This window comes from Nostoc sp. UHCC 0251 (assembly GCF_034932245.1).
Taxonomy (GTDB): Bacteria; Cyanobacteriota; Cyanobacteriia; order Cyanobacteriales; family Nostocaceae; genus Nostoc.
This window is the reverse complement of record NZ_JAYGHD010000072.1, coordinates 1-19,775: the sequence shown is the minus strand read 5'-3', so window position 1 is coordinate 19,775 and position 19,775 is coordinate 1. Positions and strand designations below refer to the sequence as shown.

15 protein-coding genes are annotated in these 19,775 nt (G+C 41.9%); 10 read left to right on the top strand and 5 right to left on the bottom strand.

Annotation, left to right across the window (positions count from 1 at the left end):
• Window positions 1-40 precede the first annotated feature (40 nt).
• Complete coding sequence (locus VB740_RS11130; protein WP_323200065.1) at window positions 41-1,621, top strand: ATP-binding protein; 1,581 nt, start codon at window positions 41-43, stop codon at window positions 1,619-1,621.
• 132 nt (window positions 1,622-1,753) lie between these two features.
• Window positions 1,754-2,278 (top strand): DUF937 domain-containing protein, encoded by a 525-nt coding sequence (locus VB740_RS11125; protein ID WP_323200064.1) that lies wholly within the window; start codon window positions 1,754-1,756, stop codon window positions 2,276-2,278.
• Between the two features lie 310 nt (window positions 2,279-2,588).
• Here VB740_RS11125 and VB740_RS11120 read toward each other — a convergent pair whose 3' ends face one another.
• Together VB740_RS11120 and VB740_RS11115 are read right to left on the bottom strand one after the other, a co-directional pair.
• A complete protein-coding gene (locus tag VB740_RS11120; protein WP_323200063.1) occupies window positions 2,589-4,109 on the bottom strand; it encodes an ABC transporter permease subunit in 1,521 nt (506 codons plus the stop codon).
• A gap of 143 nt (window positions 4,110-4,252) precedes the next feature.
• Window positions 4,253-4,432: a hypothetical protein gene (locus VB740_RS11115; RefSeq protein ID WP_323200062.1), complete on the bottom strand. Its 180-nt coding sequence runs from the start codon at window positions 4,430-4,432 to the stop codon at window positions 4,253-4,255.
• A 32-nt stretch (window positions 4,433-4,464) separates the two neighbouring features.
• On the opposite strand from VB740_RS11115, the gene VB740_RS11110 reads away from it, so the two are divergent.
• The 4 genes from VB740_RS11110 (at window position 4,465) to VB740_RS11095 (ending at window position 10,902) form a co-directional block, all read left to right on the top strand.
• Window positions 4,465-5,205, top strand: coding sequence for a class I SAM-dependent methyltransferase (locus tag VB740_RS11110; protein WP_323200061.1), 741 nt, complete (start codon window positions 4,465-4,467; stop codon window positions 5,203-5,205).
• 1,118 nt (window positions 5,206-6,323) lie between these two features.
• The gene (locus VB740_RS11105; RefSeq protein WP_323200060.1) at window positions 6,324-7,199 is read left to right on the top strand and encodes a hypothetical protein; all 876 of its coding nucleotides are present in this window, start codon (window positions 6,324-6,326) and stop codon (window positions 7,197-7,199) included.
• 449 nt (window positions 7,200-7,648) lie between these two features.
• Window positions 7,649-9,187 carry an NAD(P)/FAD-dependent oxidoreductase gene (locus VB740_RS11100; RefSeq protein WP_323200059.1) on the top strand — a complete coding sequence of 513 codons (1,539 nt, stop codon included), beginning with the start codon at window positions 7,649-7,651 and terminating at the stop codon, window positions 9,185-9,187.
• A gap of 395 nt (window positions 9,188-9,582) precedes the next feature.
• The gene (locus VB740_RS11095) at window positions 9,583-10,902 is read left to right on the top strand and encodes an FAD-dependent oxidoreductase (RefSeq protein WP_323200058.1); all 1,320 of its coding nucleotides are present in this window, start codon (window positions 9,583-9,585) and stop codon (window positions 10,900-10,902) included.
• Between the two features lie 349 nt (window positions 10,903-11,251).
• Here VB740_RS11095 and VB740_RS11090 read toward each other — a convergent pair whose 3' ends face one another.
• Entirely contained in the window at window positions 11,252-12,412 is a 1,161-nt protein-coding gene (locus tag VB740_RS11090; protein ID WP_323200057.1) for a hypothetical protein, read from the bottom strand.
• Between the two features lie 2 nt (window positions 12,413-12,414).
• Window positions 12,415-12,825, bottom strand: coding sequence for an amino acid-binding protein (locus VB740_RS11085; protein WP_323200056.1), 411 nt, complete (start codon window positions 12,823-12,825; stop codon window positions 12,415-12,417).
• Window positions 12,826-13,086: 261 nt separating this feature from the next.
• Here VB740_RS11085 and VB740_RS11080 point away from each other — a divergent pair, with 261 nt between their 5' ends.
• Window positions 13,087-13,797: a class I SAM-dependent methyltransferase gene (locus VB740_RS11080; RefSeq protein ID WP_323200055.1), complete on the top strand. Its 711-nt coding sequence runs from the start codon at window positions 13,087-13,089 to the stop codon at window positions 13,795-13,797.
• A 99-nt stretch (window positions 13,798-13,896) separates the two neighbouring features.
• Window positions 13,897-14,568 (top strand): hypothetical protein, encoded by a 672-nt coding sequence (locus VB740_RS11075; RefSeq protein WP_323200054.1) that lies wholly within the window; start codon window positions 13,897-13,899, stop codon window positions 14,566-14,568.
• A gap of 605 nt (window positions 14,569-15,173) precedes the next feature.
• On the opposite strand, the gene dpdE is transcribed toward VB740_RS11075, so the two are convergent.
• The gene (dpdE, locus tag VB740_RS11070; RefSeq protein ID WP_323200053.1) at window positions 15,174-18,482 is read right to left on the bottom strand and encodes a protein DpdE; all 3,309 of its coding nucleotides are present in this window, start codon (window positions 18,480-18,482) and stop codon (window positions 15,174-15,176) included.
• A 372-nt stretch (window positions 18,483-18,854) separates the two neighbouring features.
• Between dpdE and VB740_RS11065 the strand changes: the two genes are divergently transcribed.
• On the top strand, window positions 18,855-19,109 hold the full coding sequence (locus VB740_RS11065; RefSeq protein ID WP_323200052.1) for an RNA-binding S4 domain-containing protein: 255 nt from the start codon (window positions 18,855-18,857) through the stop codon (window positions 19,107-19,109).
• Window positions 19,110-19,156: 47 nt separating this feature from the next.
• A complete protein-coding gene (gene arfB, locus VB740_RS11060) occupies window positions 19,157-19,573 on the top strand; it encodes an alternative ribosome rescue aminoacyl-tRNA hydrolase ArfB (protein WP_323200051.1) in 417 nt (138 codons plus the stop codon).
• Window positions 19,574-19,775: the final 202 nt, after the last annotated feature.

Here is a 19,775-nt window from a genome sequence, read left to right as displayed (position 1 = left end):
GTGGGGTGGGCATCTTGCCCGCCCTGATTATGCAACTTAAATGCCGATTAGCTTAGTAGGCGATCGCTACTTCCAACAAGCTAGACAACAGATGAACTTGGTAGATGAAGAAGGAAGCTTGTTAAGTAGTTTGCAAGGCGAACTATTAGAAATACAGATCCGCCAGCAAGAAATACTGCCTTTTTTGCAGCAGCCGCAAGCGTTACAAAGAGGAATTTCTAATTTCAAAACTGATCTGGCGGAAGCGGAAACGTTACTTTCTCAGGCACAAGAATTTAGTCAAACCAGTTCTCAAGGGGATTTACAAGCTCTGCTCACAAAGCATAACAGCACGATAGCCGGGTATTTTGAACGACTTAAGTTGCTGATTCGGCAAATTTTGCCATTAACTTCACAGCCAGAGGGAGCTATAAAAGCACAGCAATTAATCTCGACATTCAGCCAAAGTCAGGATGCTCTAAAGTTTTATCAGTTTGCTCATGAGTTAACCGGCTTTGCCAAAACAGTTCAAGAACGCCAAGAGGAAGTTGATCTAGCCCAAGAAAAGGCTGCACTCATGCAAGCTCAGATTATTATTGGTAGTATGCTGCTGTCAGTGGCGATCGCTGCTATTTTGGCTTTCTACACAAGTAGAATCATCGCCCATCCCATTAACGCAGTCACGAATATTGCCCAAAGAGTTACTCAAGAAGCAAATTTCGACTTGCAAGCACCTGTCACCACACAAGATGAAGTTGGGGCGTTAACTAGCTCCCTTAATCAATTAATCCAACAGGTGAAGCACCTTTTAGAAGAACAACAAGCTGAGACTCAAGTTCGGCTAATTCAAAGTGAGAAAATGTCTAGTTTAGGACGGATGCTGGCTGGTGTCGCTCACGAAATTAATAATCCGATAAATTTCATTTCTGGCAACCTCGTACACGCGAAAACCTATACTGATGACCTGTTATCGCTATTACAAACATACAAAGCTGAAGTTCCTCATCCTTCTACTGCTCTGCAAACTTTAACAGAAGAAATTGATTTGGAGTTTCTTGAAGTAGATTTGCCAAAACTCTTCAACTCTATGACAGTTGGTGCCGATCGCACGCGAGAAATTGTCCGAAGTTTGAAAGATTTCTCTCGTTTAGATGACGCGGAAATGCAGTTAGTAGAACTACACGCTTGTATAGAGAGTACACTGTTGATTCTGAACAATCGCCTGAAAAATGGTATTAGCCTTGTTCGCAGCTATGGAGAAATTCCACCGATTCCAGGCTACACCGGTTTACTTTATCAGGTATTTATGAATCTTCTCAGCAATGCCATTGATGCTTTGGAGCAAAAATCGGCTGATAATCCCGAATTTATGCCTGAAATCACCATCATCACAGAACGCTGGCAGAATGATTTGGTGATAGTGCGAATTGCAGATAACGGCTCTGGTATTTCACCAGAAAATCAGAAAAAGATATTTGAAACATTTTTCACAACCAAACCACGAGGTATTGGTACTGGTTTAGGGCTAGCGATCGCATACCAAATTGTGGTAGAAAAACATCAGGGTAAAATCACTTGCCAATCTGAGTTAAATCGAGGTACAGAGTTTGTGTTGGCTCTACCCACCGCAGGTATTGCTTAACTAATTTATCATCCTTAAGCTAGTAGCTTTTGAAGTTTTATTCGTTCATTATGAAGCTTGCGCGTTCCAACTTTTTAGTGGACTTACGCCAGTTTTGGCAAGCTTTTTGAGAACAAAGAGAGAAACAAACTTATGGGACTTTTTGATCAAATACTTGGTGCCGTTGCTAATCCCAATCAACAGGGCAGCTTAGGTCAATTGGGAAGTATTGTTAACACTGTGCAACAATTGAGCGATCGTACAGGCACAAACCCTTCTACCATCCAATCAGTTTTATCTATTGTCGGCGGTCAAGTGCGTTCTGCTTTACAACAAAAGCAAGCCACAGATGGTAATGAAGCCGCACAAACTCTAGTTAATCAATATGCTGGTACTTCTCCTAACCCTCAAGCCGTCAATTCCCTGTTTTCTCCTCAGATCCAACAACAGGTAGCTCAGTTTGCTGCCCAGCGCACCGGATTGGATGCTAGTATGGTTCAACAATTGCTGCCTTTAGCAGTACCTTTGGTACTGAATTTTTTGAAAACAGGTGCAAATGCTCAGAATCCCCAAGCTGGCGGGAATTCTGTACTGAATTCTTTCTTGGATGCTGACGGCGATGGTGATGTCGATATCGCTGATGCCATCCAAATGGCTAGTCGGCATATGCAGCGTTGACACTCTCTGCGAGAAAACAGCCCTGCTCTGCCCCCTTTCTTTTAAAATTCCCCATCATATCGTGTCCGGTTAAAGATTTATCATTAAAACCGCAGTTCTTGTTGGGGGAAAGAGGATTTTTCGATTTTTGCACAGATGTGGTAACTGTAATACCAATTCGCAATTCGCAATTCGCAATTCGCAATGACGCTCCTACGTCGCTAACGCTGCGCTAACGCAATTAAGAAACTTAGATGCAGCAGGACTTTCCTGATTTACATCTGTTGCCTCATTTTGGAGAATTGGTATAACTAATGAGCCGGACATGATATCACTTGTTCTTTTTCTTAACGGGATTGAGCGATCGCTCAAAGCGACTAAACGCTTGAGAAGAAAGCAGGGTCAAAAATAAATAAATCAAGGCGACAGTGGCGTAAATCTCAAATGAACGATAGTTCTCAGCTACAATCAGCTGTCCTTTGCGGAACAACTCTTCAAACCCGATGATAGCAACTAAGCTGGTATCTTTAAGCAGGCTAATGAACTCATTGCCCAGAGGTGGCAGCATCCGTCGGAGGGCTTGAGGAAAGATTACATAGCGCATCGTTTGCACTGAGCTTAAACCTAGTGATTGAGAGGCTTCTGCTTGCCCAGGATCAATTGATTGAATGCCTGCTCGGACAACTTCAGCAATGTAGGCAGCGCTATTGAGACTCAATGCAATGACCGCTGCTGCTAAACGATTTAAAGTAAAGGTGAAACCAAAATTTTGGGCTAAAGCAGGCAATCCAAAGTAAATCATAAAAATTTGCACCAGCAACGGTGTCCCCCGGAAAAAGTCTACATACGCTCTAGCAATCCAGGGCAAAGGCGGAGTGGGGAAAAGGCGAACAATTCCAATCAGTGTACCTCCGATCATACCCAGCAAGACTGAGATTGCTGTGAGTTCAAGTGTTACTAAAGCCCCACTTAGCAAGGTGGGTAGGGACTTAAAGATAATATTTAGTGAGGTAAATAGTTGGGATACGCCGTTTTCGGGAGTCTGGTTTTCGATGGGTGATTTTTCTGGTAGTTGTGGCGGTTGGATACCAAACCACTTTTGGTAGATTTTGGCGTAAATACCATTTTTCAGTACTGTTTCTAGACCTTGGTTAATCGCTTGCAAGTTGGGCGATCCCTTAGGTGTAGGAATGCCATAAAATTCTTCTGTTAGCAAACTGCTGACCACTTTGAGTCCCTTAAGGTTGCCGCTCTTGATGCCATATAAGATAACGACCTGATCATTAAGAACGGCATCGACATTACCGTTGATTAATGCTTGCAGGGTTAAAGGTGAATCATTAAAAGTGCGAATTTCAGATCCTGGAATATTTTTAGCCTTTTGTGCTCCAGTTGTCCCAATTTGTACGCCAATGGTTTTGTTCTTAAGATCGGCGAAATTGGTAATGTTTTGATTATCTGTGCGGGTAACGATCGCTAGCCCTGATTTGAAGTAAGGACGCGAGAAGGAAATTGTCTTCGCCCGTTCGGCAGTAATCGTCATTGCCGCAACTGCTGCATCTACGGTTTGCGCTTGCAATGCTGGAATCATACCAGCAAAAGGCATATTTTGATACTTAACTTTAAAGCCAGCAGATTGAGCGATCGCATTCATCAAATCAATGTCAAAGCCTTGCAACTCACCACTGGCAGATTGAAACTCGAAAGGCGGAAACGTAGGTTCTGTAGCAACCGTAAGTGTGTTACCAGTAGTGGAACCATCTGTGACACAACCTGAAAGTAAAAGTATACAGCTTAAGCTGAAGCCAAAAACTAGCTGACGTAACCAAAGGACAACAGTTAATCTAGTCATATCCTTTAGACTTCTCCAAAAATACCCAAGCTTAGACTATGACCAAGCCCCGTTGGGGCGGGGTGTGGGGTTTAGGGTGTGGGGTGTAGGGGAAAGAGACAGCCCCAACAACCATAGGGTTCTTGCCCCGTCTTCCCTACCTTCTACCCCCTACCCCCAACACCCTTCTTGTTGACTGGCGAACCTGAATAAAAAATCCACTTCAGCACAATTGCTCTAATAATAGTAAAATTTTGTCGGACACTTTGTTGCATTAAAAAGTTATCCGTAGATGCTTCTATGGATGGGTTGGCACTGATGCTTGCAACTTCAGTAAATTCCATATTTAAAATTCACTTTATAAATCAGATTAAAAATGGTTACAAATACATTTGATGGTAACAGCGTATTCGAGGAAGATTATCTTTACTTTTATGAAACTTTGTTGACACCAGAACGCACTCAACACGAAGTTGATCTCATTTGCCGATTGCTAGATTTACAAGCAGAGATGAGTATTTTAGACTTAGCTTGTGGGCATGGACGAATTGCTAATCAGTTAGCGGCTCGTGGTTATCATGTGACTGGACTTGATGCAACAGCTTTCTTTTTAGAAAAAGCAAATCAAGATGCGGCTAACAATGGTGTTAAGGTAGAGTACCTTCAAGGCGATATGCGTTCCCTACCCTTTAGCGATCGCTTCAACTGCATTATCAACTGCTTCACAGCTTTTGGTTACTTCGATGACAATGAAAATCGAGCGGTCTTAACCCAAGCGTATCGCGCTCTAAAAGTAGGTGGCAAATTGCTAATTGATATTCAGAATTTTAGCCGTGTTTTGCAAGAATTTACGCCTGAGTTAATTACTGAGCGTGAGGGAAATTATATGCTTGCACGTACAGGCTACGATGCGCTTACTAATCGTACCTATACCGAGCGGATTATCATTCGTGATGGACAAGTGCGGCGAGGTGAATACTTTATTCGCAATTTTACCTTTCCCGAAATCCGCGATTGGCTCCTGCAAACGGGTTTCAGCGAAGTAGAAGGCTATGGTTACGATGGTGAACCGTTTGCGCTTGATAGCCGCCGAATGATTGTGGTAGCAAGAAAATGAAGAGTCACGTCGCTTTGCTCCGAATTAAAAATTAAAAATTAATAATCCACATAAATAATACATTTAGTTGCTCTGTATCATGAGTCTGTTTCAATCAGGAGTCAGATTACGTGCCCAATTTTATATGTAATTTTATCTGCATCATTCTTTTGGCGTATTTATTTGAGTTCATAAAAGTAGCATTTTATATCCTTAGTTTAGGTTAATTTAATTTTTGGAGAGGTATGATATCCATCATAAGGCTAGGCATTTTATTTCTTGAATCGCTTTTTTGTTGAATAACTCTAATCCTAAATTCGATTTGGTTATTTAAGCTAAATTTTTTTAATTTACACACCCACTATGAATATAAATCTTCTTGGGTAAGCATCCTGCCGCCCTAGTTAGTTGTGCAAATTAAATGCGCGATAGCTTATAACGCAATACAGTTCAGCTAAGACCAAAACACTTGTAGAGACGGCGATTTATCGCGTCTCGAAAAACCACAATTTTGTACAATTAGCCCTTAACTGAACCGTATTGGCTTATAACGAAGTGGTGAGTAGGGTTGATAGCTTATTTTCAAATTCTTCAGGAAATCCTGCTACTCCCCACTAACTTGGGATGATGCTGTTGAATTTATTTTTCACTGCCAAGAGTGAGAATAATAAATATGCCCACCGTATCCTTAGTTTTGCGGGCATCGTTGTGTTTTTGTCTGAGCTAAATGACAAGGATAATTGGATTTAAATAGGTCGATGTTATAAACTTTTTGCTTTACAAGCTAGTCCTGTAGGGTTCAAAAGTGCATTATTGAAGCAGCCAATCGAGGTTTTGGTATTGCGTCCATAGTTCGATTCATATATTGCTATTAGCGATCGCAGACCAGATATAGTTATTCATTCCGGATATAGACCTGAAACTCCAAGTTCAGTGAGACGACCACTCGATCGAGTAATAGTTGAATGATTTTATCTAGTGAAAATAGGAAGTAAAAAATGATCTATTTAATTGCGATCGGTTTCAGAGATGAATTCAAAGCAGATGAGGTTCTGTGCGGTTTTAATCAAAACATAACTTCGTCAATTATCGCCTAATCAATCTAACAAGATTGTAGAAGAAAATTAGGAGTCTTAAACATGAGATGGAAACAGTTGACGATCATGTTTATCTCTACAATAGTATTTCTGTTTACCGGAAATGCGATTGCACAGACTGATCTCAATATTAATAATGCCAATCTAGTTCGATTGGGTGGAAATGTCACGGTTGTAGAAAAACAAGTTGTAGAAAATGCTATTGCCATTGGTGGCTCGGCGATCATCCAACCTAATGGACGGGTGACAAAAACCGCGATCGCTATTGGTGGAAATGTCATTCTCAACCAAGGCGCACGGGTAGATGGCGATGCCTATGCGATCGGTGGCCAAGTCGTACAAGCAGAAGGAGCCACTATTGGCGGATCAAAAGGCATATTCGACGATCAATATAATGAACGAGGCATGATGGGGATGCACCGCGATCGCAATCGATTTTTCCCGATGTATTTCTTTCACGCCAGTTTTCGGATTTTATCCGCGATCGTCGCTGCCATTGTTGGCATAATTTTGTTACAAACCGCACCACGTTTTCTGCCAAATTTAGCGGCTACCGTGCGTCAATATCCAGGCCAAAGCGCATTATGGGGAATTGGGGCAGTGTTTACCTTAATTGTCCTGAACATTTTTTTGGCACTCACCCTAATTGGCATTCCATTGATTCCACTCGTCAGCTTAATAGTGAGTCTGACATCATTGGTTGGAGCATTGGGAATCTCACTATTCATCGGTCAACAAGTGGTAAAAAGCGATCGGCGAAGCAGTTTGCAGCAGTTCTTGATTGGGTTGCTGATTGTCACAATACTTGCCCTGATTCCATTTTTCGGTGGGATTGTAGTGTCTGTTGTGAGTCTGTTGGGCTTGGGATCGATTCTTGCCTGGAAATTGGGTAAGGCACAACCGCCGATCTTGGAGTAACTCCAAGTGGAGGCAGGGGGCAGGGAACAGGGGGAGCAGGGGGAGCAGGGGGAGCAGCAGGGCTGTTTCATTCCCCAAAGAGCTTTAAAAATCAAGGGTTCTAGCGATTAAAAATTAGTTATTTTGTTACCAGCGTGCCGATGAAACCAACTATTTTACTGATATTTCAGTGCTTAAATGTTCATCTCTTCGTCACGCTTACTTACAATTTTCTCGCTAACCATCTTGACAAATCCTGTTTGAAATGGAATGAATCAGCCCTGGGGGGAGCAGGGGGAGCAGGGGGAGTAAGAAAAATAGAATCTGAGTAAATTAAATAATTTATTTTTTGGAGTTCTCTAAAGTCGGGAAACAGTGCAAATGGCAGCAAGATTGATAGCAACTGTGCCATCTGATTCACTTCCTAAGTAGTAAGGCAAAAAAATATTTATCGTTTCAGGAAACCTCTTATGAAACCAGATTACCTGATTGTCGGCAGTGGTTTATCAGCATTGGTCTTTGGCGCTTTGATGGCAAACTCCGGTAAGACCGTGCAAGTACTTGAAGCCCATGAGCATCCAGGTGGCTTTGGTCATACGTTTACGATGGCTAAAAAATACACCTTTAATGCCCAATTCCATTATGTTTGGGATTGTGGTGAAGGACAAACGGTGAATCGGGTACTCAAGGAACTGGGCTTGGATCAGGAAGTAACTTTTGAACGGTACGACCCGGATGGCTTTGACCACATGCGAATGCCGGGATATGCATTAGATATTCCTTCGGAACCAGAGAAATTAATCCAACGATTATCAACGCTGTTTCCTGCATATAGTGATCGCATTCGCCAATTTGTCAATGACGTTGAAAAAACGAGCGCAGGTTTGAAACTACTCGCTCCTCCAGTTAAGCCACTTGAACTGCTCCAACATCCAGGTGAAGTGGTTTGTACTGCCCAATATCTTAACAGCACACTTCAGGATGTATTCGACAAGTTTCAGCTACCTCAAGCCGCCCAGACCCTATTGGCTCTGCAATGGCCTGATTTTTTGCTGCCTCCAAATCAACTCTCTTTCTATGCCTGGGTCGCTTTGTTCAAGGGCTATCAAGCCGGTGCATTTTACCCAACCCAACATTTTGAGCATGTAATCAATTCGTTAGTCAAAGTGATTGAATCACACGGAGGGCAAGTACTACTCAATCATGAAGTCGTGAATTTTAGACTCACAGACCGAACAATTACGGGAGTTGAGGCGATGGATTTAACCACCCATCAAACTCATGAATTTACAGGCGATACTGTGATTTGCAACATTGACCCCAAAAAAGCCGCCAAAATGATTGGTGAGTCAAATTTCTCCAAAACCGTGCGCCGAAAACTCAACTATGAGTATTCTCCATCCAACTACATGGCTTATTGCGTTGTCAAAGACCTTGACATGCGAAACTATGGATTTGGCAAGTGGAATCTCTTCCATACAGGTCATCAGGATTTGAATGAAGCCTTTGCTCAGATGTATGAACGCAATGACTTTTCTAATCCCAGCTTTGCCATTACAACGCCCACTTTATTGACAGAAGCGAGTCGGGATTGCCCAGAGGATTGCCAGATTGTCGAATTCCTTACCGTTGCTAATTATAACTACTTCAAACAATTGCGACAGAGCGATCGCAAAGCCTACAATCAGAAGAAACAAGAAGTCTTTGACTCCATACTAGATGTCGTGGAAAAAGAATATGTGCCGAACTTTAGAAAGCACATGGTCTTTCACATCACGGGTAGCCCCACCACCAATGAACGTTTTTGCTGGTGTCCCAACGGGAATTCCTACGGTTCTAGTCTTACACCGCGCAATATGGGTCTAGGACGGTTGAATCATGAAACTTCACTCAACCATTTTTATTTCTGCAATGCTTCATCAGGTTATCCGGGTTTTGCTCCCACATTCTGGACTGGAGCATTGCTGTATCAACGATTATCTGGCGATGTGCTTTTAGGCAATAGCTAAACAGACAGCCAGGAAGAAGAAAGGGGGCAGGCAGCAGGGGAGAAGACCCCATCCATGAATGGAGGGGCTTGGTGGGGGATAGGGAGAAAAAGGGCAGTTCCACGAATAAATTCGGTTGCTCTGCGACCAGATTGCAGGGATACAGGGGACAACAATTTTCGAGTTTTTGCTTTTCCCCCTGCCCTGACTTTTCACATTATGTAGAAAAGTCCACCAAAAACCTAACCCCCTAACCCCCTTCCCGACGCGGGAAGGGGGAAAATTCAAAGTCTCTCTCCTTTTAGGAGAGAGATTTAGAGAGAGGTTTTCCAGATGCCGTGAAAAGTCAGGCCCCCTGCACCCCTGCTTAGTTCGGTCACACATATTAGTCATATTCAACAACTGAGAGGTCAGTTATGAGAATTGCAGTTATCGGTGGTGGAGCCAGTGGTATGGTTACAGCTTACCTACTTGATAAACAAGGACATCATGTCACCGTGTTTGAACGGCAGCCGATGTTGGGGGGACATATTCGGACACTCAACAAGAATGTGAAACCTAACCAATCTAATTGCAATGAAATGTTGGAAAGTGGAGTTCTAGAATTTCCTACCGTATTTTATAACTTCGTTGCTCTCATGCAAGAGCTAGGGGTGGAACTAGAACCCATCCGTGTCGGTTCAGCTTTATTCCCCAAAGATGGTAATCACTTTTTATCGAGGGTGATGATTGATAACAACTATACAGGCATCCACCGCCTCATTGAATCTCTGCGGTTCGATGCCGTCCATGCTCGTTCCTTTGGATTATGGCTAAAAACGCGATTTGCTCAGATGGAAGATTTTTACAATCAGCCACTGTCTCAATATGTGAACAAGCAAAGTATAAGTAATACCTGGCTAAAGTTGCTGACGATGTATAGTTACTCAATGCCGTTTGAACTTATTGACAACTTTCCCGCAGAGATGGCAATTCTGATGTTACGCGACTACCTCGCAGTCAAATGGGTCAGGATTAAAGGCGGTGTATATTCCTATATTGAAAAAATTTTGGAGCTATTTAAAGGTGAAGTTTTGTTGAATGTGGAGATTGCTAATATTTCCAGAAGTCCAGATGGTGTGAAAATCAAGCGATCGCAGGGTGAGATCCAGGAGTTTGATAAAGTCGTGTTTGCCACGCCACCTGACCAAGTAATGGCACTGTTAGCTGATCCAACCGATGCTGAAATTAAACGCTTCTCAGGTTGGAAAGCCAATTATGCAACTACTACAATTCATACAGATACTTCCATGTATGATCATCATCACATTCACCACCCCTCGGAATTTGATTTCTTCCAAACAGACAGCCGATGGGGATATAACAGTTACTTGAATCAGCTTTGCGGCATCTCATCGCCACAGCATTATTTTTTATCGTTTCAATTAGAAGGATTGATTGCTCCCGATCGCATTATTCACACTCAAAAACATCACACTCCGTTGTATACCACTGAATCTTTTAGATACCGTGATGAAGTAGTTGCCACCAATGGAGAGAACAATACTTACTATACGGGAGCTTATCTAGGAGATGGCTTACATGAAGGAGCGATCGCATCTGCCTTTCGAGTTGCTCAACTCATTGGTTCACCTTTCGCTCTTTCTATTTCTGGTTTCAACGACGGAAACACAAACACAGCCAGTAGACCGAAAACTTTTGCCATACCTTTTTTGCGATCGCGCAGCATGTCGTAAACCTGATTTTTCACGGCATCTGAAAACCTCACTTCTATTTCTCTCTCCTTTTAGACTACGGTGTACACACAAGTCCTAAAAACCTAGCTTGATAAGACTTTCCTCGTTTTCCTCGTTCCCAGTCTCCGACTGGGAATGCATTCATTGAGTCTCTGACTCAATGCTCCTCTTGGAGGCAGAGCCTCATGAGGAGCATTCCCATGCAGAGCATGGGAACGAGATAAACGAGATAACAATGGGAAATTGATTTTTTTTCGACTTGTGTATACACCGTAGCCTTTTAGGAGAGAAACTTTGAATTTTTCCCAAAACCCGACAAGTATTGCAACCGATGTAATAGCTTATAGAATTAACGATTTCTGTTTGTTGCGAGGGTGAGTTTTTCTATTAGTTGCTTTTTCAAGCTTTCAAAATAATTAACACTGTCTTCAAGTTCAGAGGCTTTTGCATAGCGAATTAATGGTTCGAGCAACCAAGCTTCTGTTGGTGTAATTTCAGGTTCTAAGGTTAAGAGACGTATTTTGGTGTCTACCCATTGTAAGCTAGAGGGAATATGAGATGCATGAGCATTACAAGTTTCCATCAATTGATCCAGAACCACCTCGAAATTTTCATCTTTTCCATAAACCTTAATCATTTGTCCGACTTTAAATACATGGGAAGCTAATTCGCGGATTTCGGGTTGATGAGAATTTGTTAATATTTCACCGATTGTTAAAACCTTGAACTTACCTTGAGCATCGATTGACATTAATTGCCCTAGTAAATTAGTGCTGAGGTTAGCCAGGGCTTTATCAAATTCTATACGGGTAGGAGAAATGTTGGGAGCAAGTTCAAACCATGCTCCCTTTCCCGCTAAAATCTCACAACAGCGTTTTCGTGAGGTGATGTCTCCACCAGTTATTTGGGTTCGTCCTCTAGGGCCTGGTCGGTAAATTGTGTTACCTTCGCTACCTTCCCGTACACCAGTTTGAATTGTGACTCCTCGTAAAAATCGGGAGACGATTCGAGGCATAATATCAGGCCAAAGGTCGGCTAAACGACCAAATAGAGTAGCTTCTTCGATTTTTTCAATGAATATTTGCCGGAAGCGTTGAAAGTAAATGCCATTGGAAGATAAAACAAGGTAGGGAAAGGGTAGTTCTAGTTGTGATAATTCTCCTTGTTCGGATATGAGGATGAGTAATTCGACAGCAGTGCTAATGATGCTTAAAAGTTGGTCGGGATTGGGACATATAAGGACTATTTCTGGCAACAAAGCCAACTTATAGCAGCTAAGAAGGTCAGGTTTAAGGATTTTAGCAGTGGAGAAATATTTGATAGTTTTGCTAGTTGCGATCGCAATTTCTCCGCTTTTTTTCAAACCCTGGGAGCTACTGGAATTTTGTCGTTCGAGAAAATAAACTCGATCGTCTACTTGTGTAAGTTGCTTGGTGAGATGGTAAAAAAAACTGACTCCTAGTGCGCCAGCAGGTAAGATTCCCACACTATCTTTGATTAGGGAAACCACTGTTAGCTCTCCTCAATTGCAGCTATGACTTCATAGGCTTTATCTAGATCGGAAACTTTTAGGATGAGGTGCATTTTTTCCCCCGGACGAGTCGAACTACCATAAGTATATTCAATGTTAATTTTCGCCCTGGTGATCGCTTGGGTTAATCGTGCTAATTGACCATTAATATCGGTAATCTCCACAGCGATGATATCTGCCTCAATTACGTAAAATCCCTGTGAAAGAAGTAAGTCTTTACATTTATCGGGTTCGCTAACAACTATCCGAATCAAACCTTGCTCAATATTATCAATTAGTGATATTGCTTCGATATTGATATTCTGATTTGCGATCGCGCTACTCATTGCAGCTAGACGACCGGGATAATTTTCTAAAGCTATGGTTAGTTGGCGTTGAATTTGGCAGTGCATAGATAAAATATAACCTCACCTTTAGAGATGTAGGTACAAAATATCAGTAAAAAATAACTGAGTATTCAATTAATTGCAGATGAACCACTATTCTAAGCTGAGTTGTATCCATTTTTTCTGTAAACCGCTTTTACAGTGCTTGCCGGATAAGCTGGAGTGAAAATTACCAAACTATTTTTTGCTGGTATAATTGCTCTCGCTCCTAGCGTATATAGCGCAAAATCAGTTACCTCAAGTTATTAGTGTCAGTGATAGGGTTTTATGTTTGAACAGCAACCTGAAGATTTACGATTTTATGTCAAACAGTTAGCTACTGAAGCTTTACAAAAATCAGAGCCATCCGCATGGTTTGAAGTGTTATATACCGAAGCTAAAGGTGATACAGCAAAAATTCCTTGGGCAAAGTTAGCTCCTCACCCTTATCTACAAGATTGGTTGACGAACCATCAACCGTTCGCTTCTGGGCAAAAGGCGCTAGTCATTGGTTGCGGCTTGGGAGATGATGCCGAAGCTCTAGCTCATCGAGGGTTTGAGGTAACTGCCTTTGATATTTCACCGACAGCGATCGCTTGGTGTCAAGAGCGATTTCCAGATTCGACTGTCAACTATGTAGTTGCAGATTTGTTATCAATTCCCTCACAATGGCATCAAGCTTTTGACTTTGTTTTTGAATGTCGTAATATTCAAGCTTTGCCGTTGAATGTGCGTTCTTGCGTTATCTCCTCAGCTGCCTCGCTTGTTGCTCCAGGTGGCACACTTTTACTGATTACTCGTGTTCGAGATACAGAAGTTGAACCCTCTGGCCCACCTTGGCCATTATCAAACTCGGAACTCAAACAGTTTGAAAATGTAGGATTACAGCAAGTAGAAAAACTTGTGTTTTTAGAATCTGAGCTTGACGTGAAGCAAGTGCGAATTGAATATCAACTTCATCACTCTCAGAAAACAATAGAAGTCGCGCAGTCCATTTAGTAAGGAGAACTGGGAGCGCTGGGGGCAACCCTTTGGGTAGGGTAAAGAGAACTTAAATATTGCTGTATTCTTATAGTCAATGCTAAATACCTAATTGATATGCATCGCTCATACACTGCATGGCTTGTTCCAGTGGTCTTGGCTTTAATTGGTTTTGGGTTAGATGTAAAAAGTGCGATCGCACAACAGGTTTACACATTCAATGCCACTTATGACGTATTCTCCACGTCTAAACCCATCACCCCAGATGTTTCAGTAACAACTATTTCAGGGCAAAGTTTTGATGCTCCTTATGATTTAACGAAAGTTAGCGGTTCAACTTACAGCCAAGTTAACTTTGCTACTGGAGAGTTCCGATTTAATACAGACGCCGCCACATTTGGCTTGCAGGGCTTGCCAGTAGGCGAGGTAGTGTTGTTTGGTAACGACACTAATAAATTGTTTGGCACAAATAACGCTACTGGAGTAATTGACTTTCTCTCCTCAAAAGGCACTGCCATGAATATTTTTACTATTACTAGTGGTGAAGGTTTATTTCAAGGCGCTGTCGGTACATTGACGCTTTCTGAAGTTTATCAAATCAGTTTAGACCCAAATATTCCTACCACAGGCAAATCAAAAGCCAGTGGAACCATTCAGGTTTTTTCTCAAACAGTTCCAGAGCCAAGCACTACCACTGCGTCGGCTCTTATAGGCATAATGGGGGCGGCTTTTTTGCTGTGTCGGCAAAGGAATATGTCCACTTCTGGCAGTCTGAAACTATTCTTCTAGTCGCAATAGATGATGCAATTCGGACTGCAAAGTTTATCCGTAATAGTTGTATTCGGCTGTGGATGGACATTAAAGGCACGGGTAAAAACTTCTTAGGGACTTCCAAGAAATAAATTATCCAATCTTGTGGGGTGGGCGACACGATAGCCCATAGTCAAAGGCGGGCAAGATGCCCACCCCACAATAAATAGTTGTATATTTTTTTATTTGGAAGTTCCTTAGCGATCATCATTGCACATGTCGCCACCTCGAATATGACCAATATCCTGAAAATCATGTTTATATCATTGCTCAAAAGACTTAACCAATCATTAAAGGGGTGTGTAAATCTAAAGAAATTATTAAGGGAATACCCAGGTAAGATGGGTAGAAATTGGGTAGTTCTGCGCTATTTTTGAGCAAACGATTGAGCGATGATTATGTGTATAGAAAGCGCTGGCAAACGTTTTTAGCTGGCATTTAATAAACCGATATAAAACAAAGCCCTGGATTTTTACTAGGGCTTTTTAAATTTAATTTTATCTGGAATTCGTGGAAAACCCCACTCCTTAGGTAGGGGTGGGGTTAGTACGTTATTAAACTTCAGTATTTAACTGCACATAATATCACTCAAATTGCACAAGCGATCGCCCCGATACAATAATAAAACCGACAGAATCAAGCCTAATTTGGGGCTGGCGAATTCCCTCTAGAATGGCTGCATTTAAAGCAGTTTCTATCTTCAATTCTTCAGCTAATGCATTATCCCAACTTTGCTGGTGCAGACGCAGCCGTAATTGTTCTACTCTATTGGCTAATTTCTTTTCGGCGACTTTAGCACAACTTTGGCATAAGTCAATAAAATCGGGACGATTGGAGAGTAATTCTGAAGAAGTGTTACGCACTTGATAGCAAAAATTTTGCCATTTACTAGGGTCAACAAAATCGTCAATAATTCCTAAGCGCTCTTTTGCCAGATTGTAATCTCGTCCTTGATTATTGTTTTTATCTTTATATGGACGTTGCAGGATGCTTAAGAGCGCTTTATCTTCAACAACGCGGATTGGTTCCTTGCGACCATCAACATAGATAGTTTCTATAATTGGTGGAAATAAAGCATCGACACGTCGCTGCAAGTTTTTGAATTGAGAATTATCTAGTTTGTTATCTAGTAAAACTTGTTTGGCAATTCTTAAATTTGCCTCGACTACATAATTGCATTGAAAACCAAACCACTCTTTCCCTTCTTTAGAATCCCAAGATGCATCAGTGCGCCACAGAGCAAAGGCTTCACCTCGGTCATCCCAGTTTATATAGTTCCAGAGTGCTTCAACAAATCCTTCCCCAACTCGAAAAAGTTTTACACCAGGATTCTGGTTGGCTACCCTGCGATTATAAGTACCAAATTGGTCTAGGTAACTCTCAGCAAAACGATTTTTTAAGTCATTTATAGGAACCAATGTCCGCGTTGAGGGTTGATAACGTCGCATCTCTGATGAATCGGGGTTATTGAGTCCTCTGAATCCCAGCGCGTCACAAATCCAGCCTTCAATTGCTCGTTTCATTTCTAAATGACAAGCATCGTAATTATCTAGCTCTTGAAAATACTCGGTGGCAATTTCATCGTTAGCATCAATTTCATCTAAAGCATTCTGTTCGCTAATTTTGGCTATTTCAGCTTCAATTTGCTCTTGAATTGGCGAAATCATCTCTAACAATCCAGCAGCACCTGATTGAAACAAAACTGTTTCTAATTCTGCAAGTTTCTCATCCACATAAAACTGGAGACTGGCAATTGATTGTTGGAAAATACCAAACCCATCTTTTAATACTTTATACCAAGCATTGTGAGGGCTATCTTCTAAATAAGGGCCAATCAAGGCACTAGATTGGACTCCAATTTTGCTGCCAATGCGGTCAAGCCTGCCAATTCTCTGCTCTAATTGATTCGGCGACCAAGGCAGGTCAAAATGAATTAACCAATCGGCAAACTGGAGATTACGCCCTTCTTCTCCAGAGCGATCGCATACTAAAATAAAGCAGTTTGGGTTATTCTTGAACCTATTTAAGCCTTCCTCAACTTTGTCTGGTGATTCTCCAAATTGATGACTGGCTACTGTCTCTGCACCAAAGCTATCAGATAAATACCGGACAATTTCGCCGCAAGTTTGCACAAAACTGGTAAATACAACAAATTTGGGCAGAATATCGCCAGTAATTGGCCTGCGTATTCTCTGCTGTATCCTGGTGATGAATTCGTTTTGATTCTTCCGAACGTTTGCGGGAATTTTGAAGTACGTACCTAACTGATTCAGCAGTACTGTTTTTAAACTTTCTCTCCGTTCTCCGTCTTCTTGAGGTTGGCGAATGATTTTTAGGAAGGATTGCAGAATCTCTTCTTCCCCTGAGAATTTGGGGGTTGTAGTTAATAGGCGAATGTCATCTTCTTTAAACTCCTGGATGAGTTTAGCATGAGGCTTACCAGTTAACCGGGCAGTAATTACCTGCTCTAAAATGCCTAACCAAGTACCAGCAGCTAGGAATAACAACAGAAAAATCCGCTGATATTGCTTTTCACCAGGAGCAACACTACGCCATTGATTGAGCAGTTCGTGGATATCAAGCGATCGCTCGTCTAAATCATACTCTTCTTTCGGTGTAAAATTGCGGTCAAAGATGACATCTTCCACCGCAGCGCGACGGTTGCGAAGCATTCGGCGGTGTAGTCGATATATATCGCTGACATGGACACGAATTGCTTGGACTATTTGCTCTTGCTCGGTAGAATTGGCTGGTAAATTTTCTAAATCATCCGCCAGCTTTAGTAAATATTCATCCTCAGCAAAGAGGTTTCGCAGTTGCTGCAAGTTGCTTTTGAGAACAACAGGCTCCGCATCTTCTTTAAAAGAAAGGAGAAGTCTACCAATTTCCTGACGGCTTTCAACTTTGGCGCGGAAACCTGCTAAATCACCAATTTTATAGGTTGCTGGGTCGAGCAAGTGCAACATAGCCAGAAAATCCTGCTCATGATTGAGAACAGGAGTGGCGGATAATAAAAGTAAGCGATCGCTTTTATGAGCAAGTTCTTTGCAAGTCTGAAAACGCTGGCGTACTGCTGCATCCTTAGAGGTTGCCATTGCTGCGATATGATGGGCTTCATCTAAAATTAAGCAGCCTATCTTCGCTTTCAGGTTGATTTTATGAATATCTTCAACCGCCAGCACTGCTACCCGTTTGCCAAAATGGGAAATGTAAAACTTGTTTTCTAACTCAAGCCGCCATTGTTTGAGCAAATATTGCGGAACCAATACCACCGCATTTTTTTTCGGTTCATCGAGAAGGAATTGACGCAGAATCGCCCCCGCTTCAATGGTTTTTCCCAGTCCCACCTCGTCTGCTAGCAAGTAGCGTTGAATTGGGTCTTCCAGTACCCGCCGCACAACTTCAACTTGGTGAGGATAAAGATTAATATTTGCCGAAATCAGTCCTGTCATCCCGCGACTGACAGCGCGTTGCTTAATCAAGGTTTTGACGAAAGCCAATCTTTTGTCGTGAAAGTAGGGTGTTTCGTGACCCTTCATCGCCAGAGTTTCGATGGGGTCAGTGTTTGGGAGATTACAACGAACGTAAATGTCTTCTTCAGTAGCGATCGCAGTTTTTTTATCTGGTAAATCAATTTGATACATTTCTGTATCTTCATCCCAGATGAAAACTCTGCCAACTATCCATTTATCCTGGTTTTGTGACTTAATATAGCATCGAGCCTGGGGTTCAAGCCTAACTTGAGAGAGAGAATTTAAAGGTAAAGTTTTTTGAAAACGTTGCCCAATGGAGCAGAAATACTCAACGACCGCATTGGCATCAGATATTTCCGTAACTTTTCCGATACCCAAGTAGTTATTCTGGGACTGTACCAATAAACCGAGCTTAATCATAGATCCAGTCCCCTGAACACATTAAAAGAACCTACCAGACTAGTTTGTTCACCTATATCTGGCAGTTTTGTCGATCAACATTATAGATAAAAAACTGGCATCAGAGTTTTTGTTATAGCGATGTCTACAACGGACTATGCCTACGCTCCACCACAGCCAACTAGTAAAATCAGCCCAAAGGTTGATTTGCGTTGTGATGTACTAGTTTCTAAATGTATCAGGGCGCATTGGCATTGCATTGCAGGGTATTGCCAATTTTAATTCGCCACGAAGTAATGAAATACTGTATTTAGGCGATTATGTGGCGCGATAAATTCATGCTTTGGCTTGATAACGCCACGATACAATTAAGATCACGTACCTTTATTTACTATGAAGAAAATCAGAGACAACACAATTAAGTTAAATCAATATTTAAAGTTGATGGGTATAGTGCCAAGTGGAGGCCAAGCCAAGCTGATGATTCAAGGTGGCGATGTCCAAGTAAACGGTATGCTAGAAACCCGACGAGGGCGGCGATTAGTACCGGGTGATAAAGTGACAATAGAAGGAAAAACTTTAGAGGTGAATTTGGACAACAATGAAGACCAAAACTTAGTAACAGATTTTACCGAACAAACCGACTAAAGGATTTTTATCCCAAATTAAAATGTTCCTTTTTTGCCTTGTGAGTAATGCTGCAAATTTCCAACAAAGTTATAATCCCACAGAGTGATATTGAAATTAGTGCAATTCGTTCGCAAGGAGCAGGAGGACAGAATGTGAATAAGGTTTCTACTGCGATTCACTTGCGCTTTGATATTGCGGCTTCATCATTACCGGATTATTATAAAGAACAGCTTTTAAAGTTGAACGATCGACGCATTAGCCAGGACGGGGTTGTTGTAATCAAAGCACAGGAACACCGAAGCCAAGAGAACAATCGGGAGTCAGCTTTGAAACGTCTTCAAGAACTCATTCAAAGCGCAGTTGTAGTAACGATAAAACGCAAACCCACCAAACCAACTCGCAGTTCTCAAAGAAAGCGCCTTGACTACAAAAGTAAGCGTGGACAGGTTAAGTCTAACAGAGGGCAGGTGACAGATTTTTAATTTAGAAATTAAACTTCGGCACTTAATTTGGTTACAAAATCTTACCAGAGAACTAAGACTAATTCCTTCTATTGGCTCTGGTCAATAGAAGGAATTAGATGGTTAGCTGGAGAATAGCAACTATTAAACCAATTCGCAATTCGCAACTCGCAATTCGCAATTACGTGTTGTAACGGGGATTTAGACCCCGCCACAACACTTG

Bases quoted from the DNA above. Each gene is read 5' to 3' on its own strand.
- VB740_RS11120 (WP_323200063.1), bottom strand. From the start codon at position 4,109: ATGACTAGATTAACTGTTGTCCTTTGGTTACGTCAGCTAGTTTTTGGC.
- VB740_RS11075 (WP_323200054.1), top strand. From the start codon at position 13,897: ATGCATCGCTCATACACTGCATGGCTTGTTCCAGTGGTCTTGGCTTTA.
- VB740_RS11110 (WP_323200061.1), top strand. From the start codon at position 4,465: ATGGTTACAAATACATTTGATGGTAACAGCGTATTCGAGGAAGATTAT.
- VB740_RS11100 (WP_323200059.1), top strand. From the start codon at position 7,649: ATGAAACCAGATTACCTGATTGTCGGCAGTGGTTTATCAGCATTGGTC.
- VB740_RS11115 (WP_323200062.1), bottom strand. From the start codon at position 4,432: ATGGAATTTACTGAAGTTGCAAGCATCAGTGCCAACCCATCCATAGAA.
- VB740_RS11130 (WP_323200065.1), top strand. From the start codon at position 41: ATGCCGATTAGCTTAGTAGGCGATCGCTACTTCCAACAAGCTAGACAA.
- VB740_RS11065 (WP_323200052.1), top strand. From the start codon at position 18,855: ATGAAGAAAATCAGAGACAACACAATTAAGTTAAATCAATATTTAAAG.
- VB740_RS11095 (WP_323200058.1), top strand. From the start codon at position 9,583: ATGAGAATTGCAGTTATCGGTGGTGGAGCCAGTGGTATGGTTACAGCT.
- VB740_RS11105 (WP_323200060.1), top strand. From the start codon at position 6,324: ATGAGATGGAAACAGTTGACGATCATGTTTATCTCTACAATAGTATTT.
- VB740_RS11080 (WP_323200055.1), top strand. From the start codon at position 13,087: ATGTTTGAACAGCAACCTGAAGATTTACGATTTTATGTCAAACAGTTA.
- dpdE (WP_323200053.1), bottom strand. From the start codon at position 18,482: ATGATTAAGCTCGGTTTATTGGTACAGTCCCAGAATAACTACTTGGGT.
- VB740_RS11085 (WP_323200056.1), bottom strand. From the start codon at position 12,825: ATGCACTGCCAAATTCAACGCCAACTAACCATAGCTTTAGAAAATTAT.
- VB740_RS11125 (WP_323200064.1), top strand. From the start codon at position 1,754: ATGGGACTTTTTGATCAAATACTTGGTGCCGTTGCTAATCCCAATCAA.
- arfB (WP_323200051.1), top strand. From the start codon at position 19,157: ATGCTGCAAATTTCCAACAAAGTTATAATCCCACAGAGTGATATTGAA.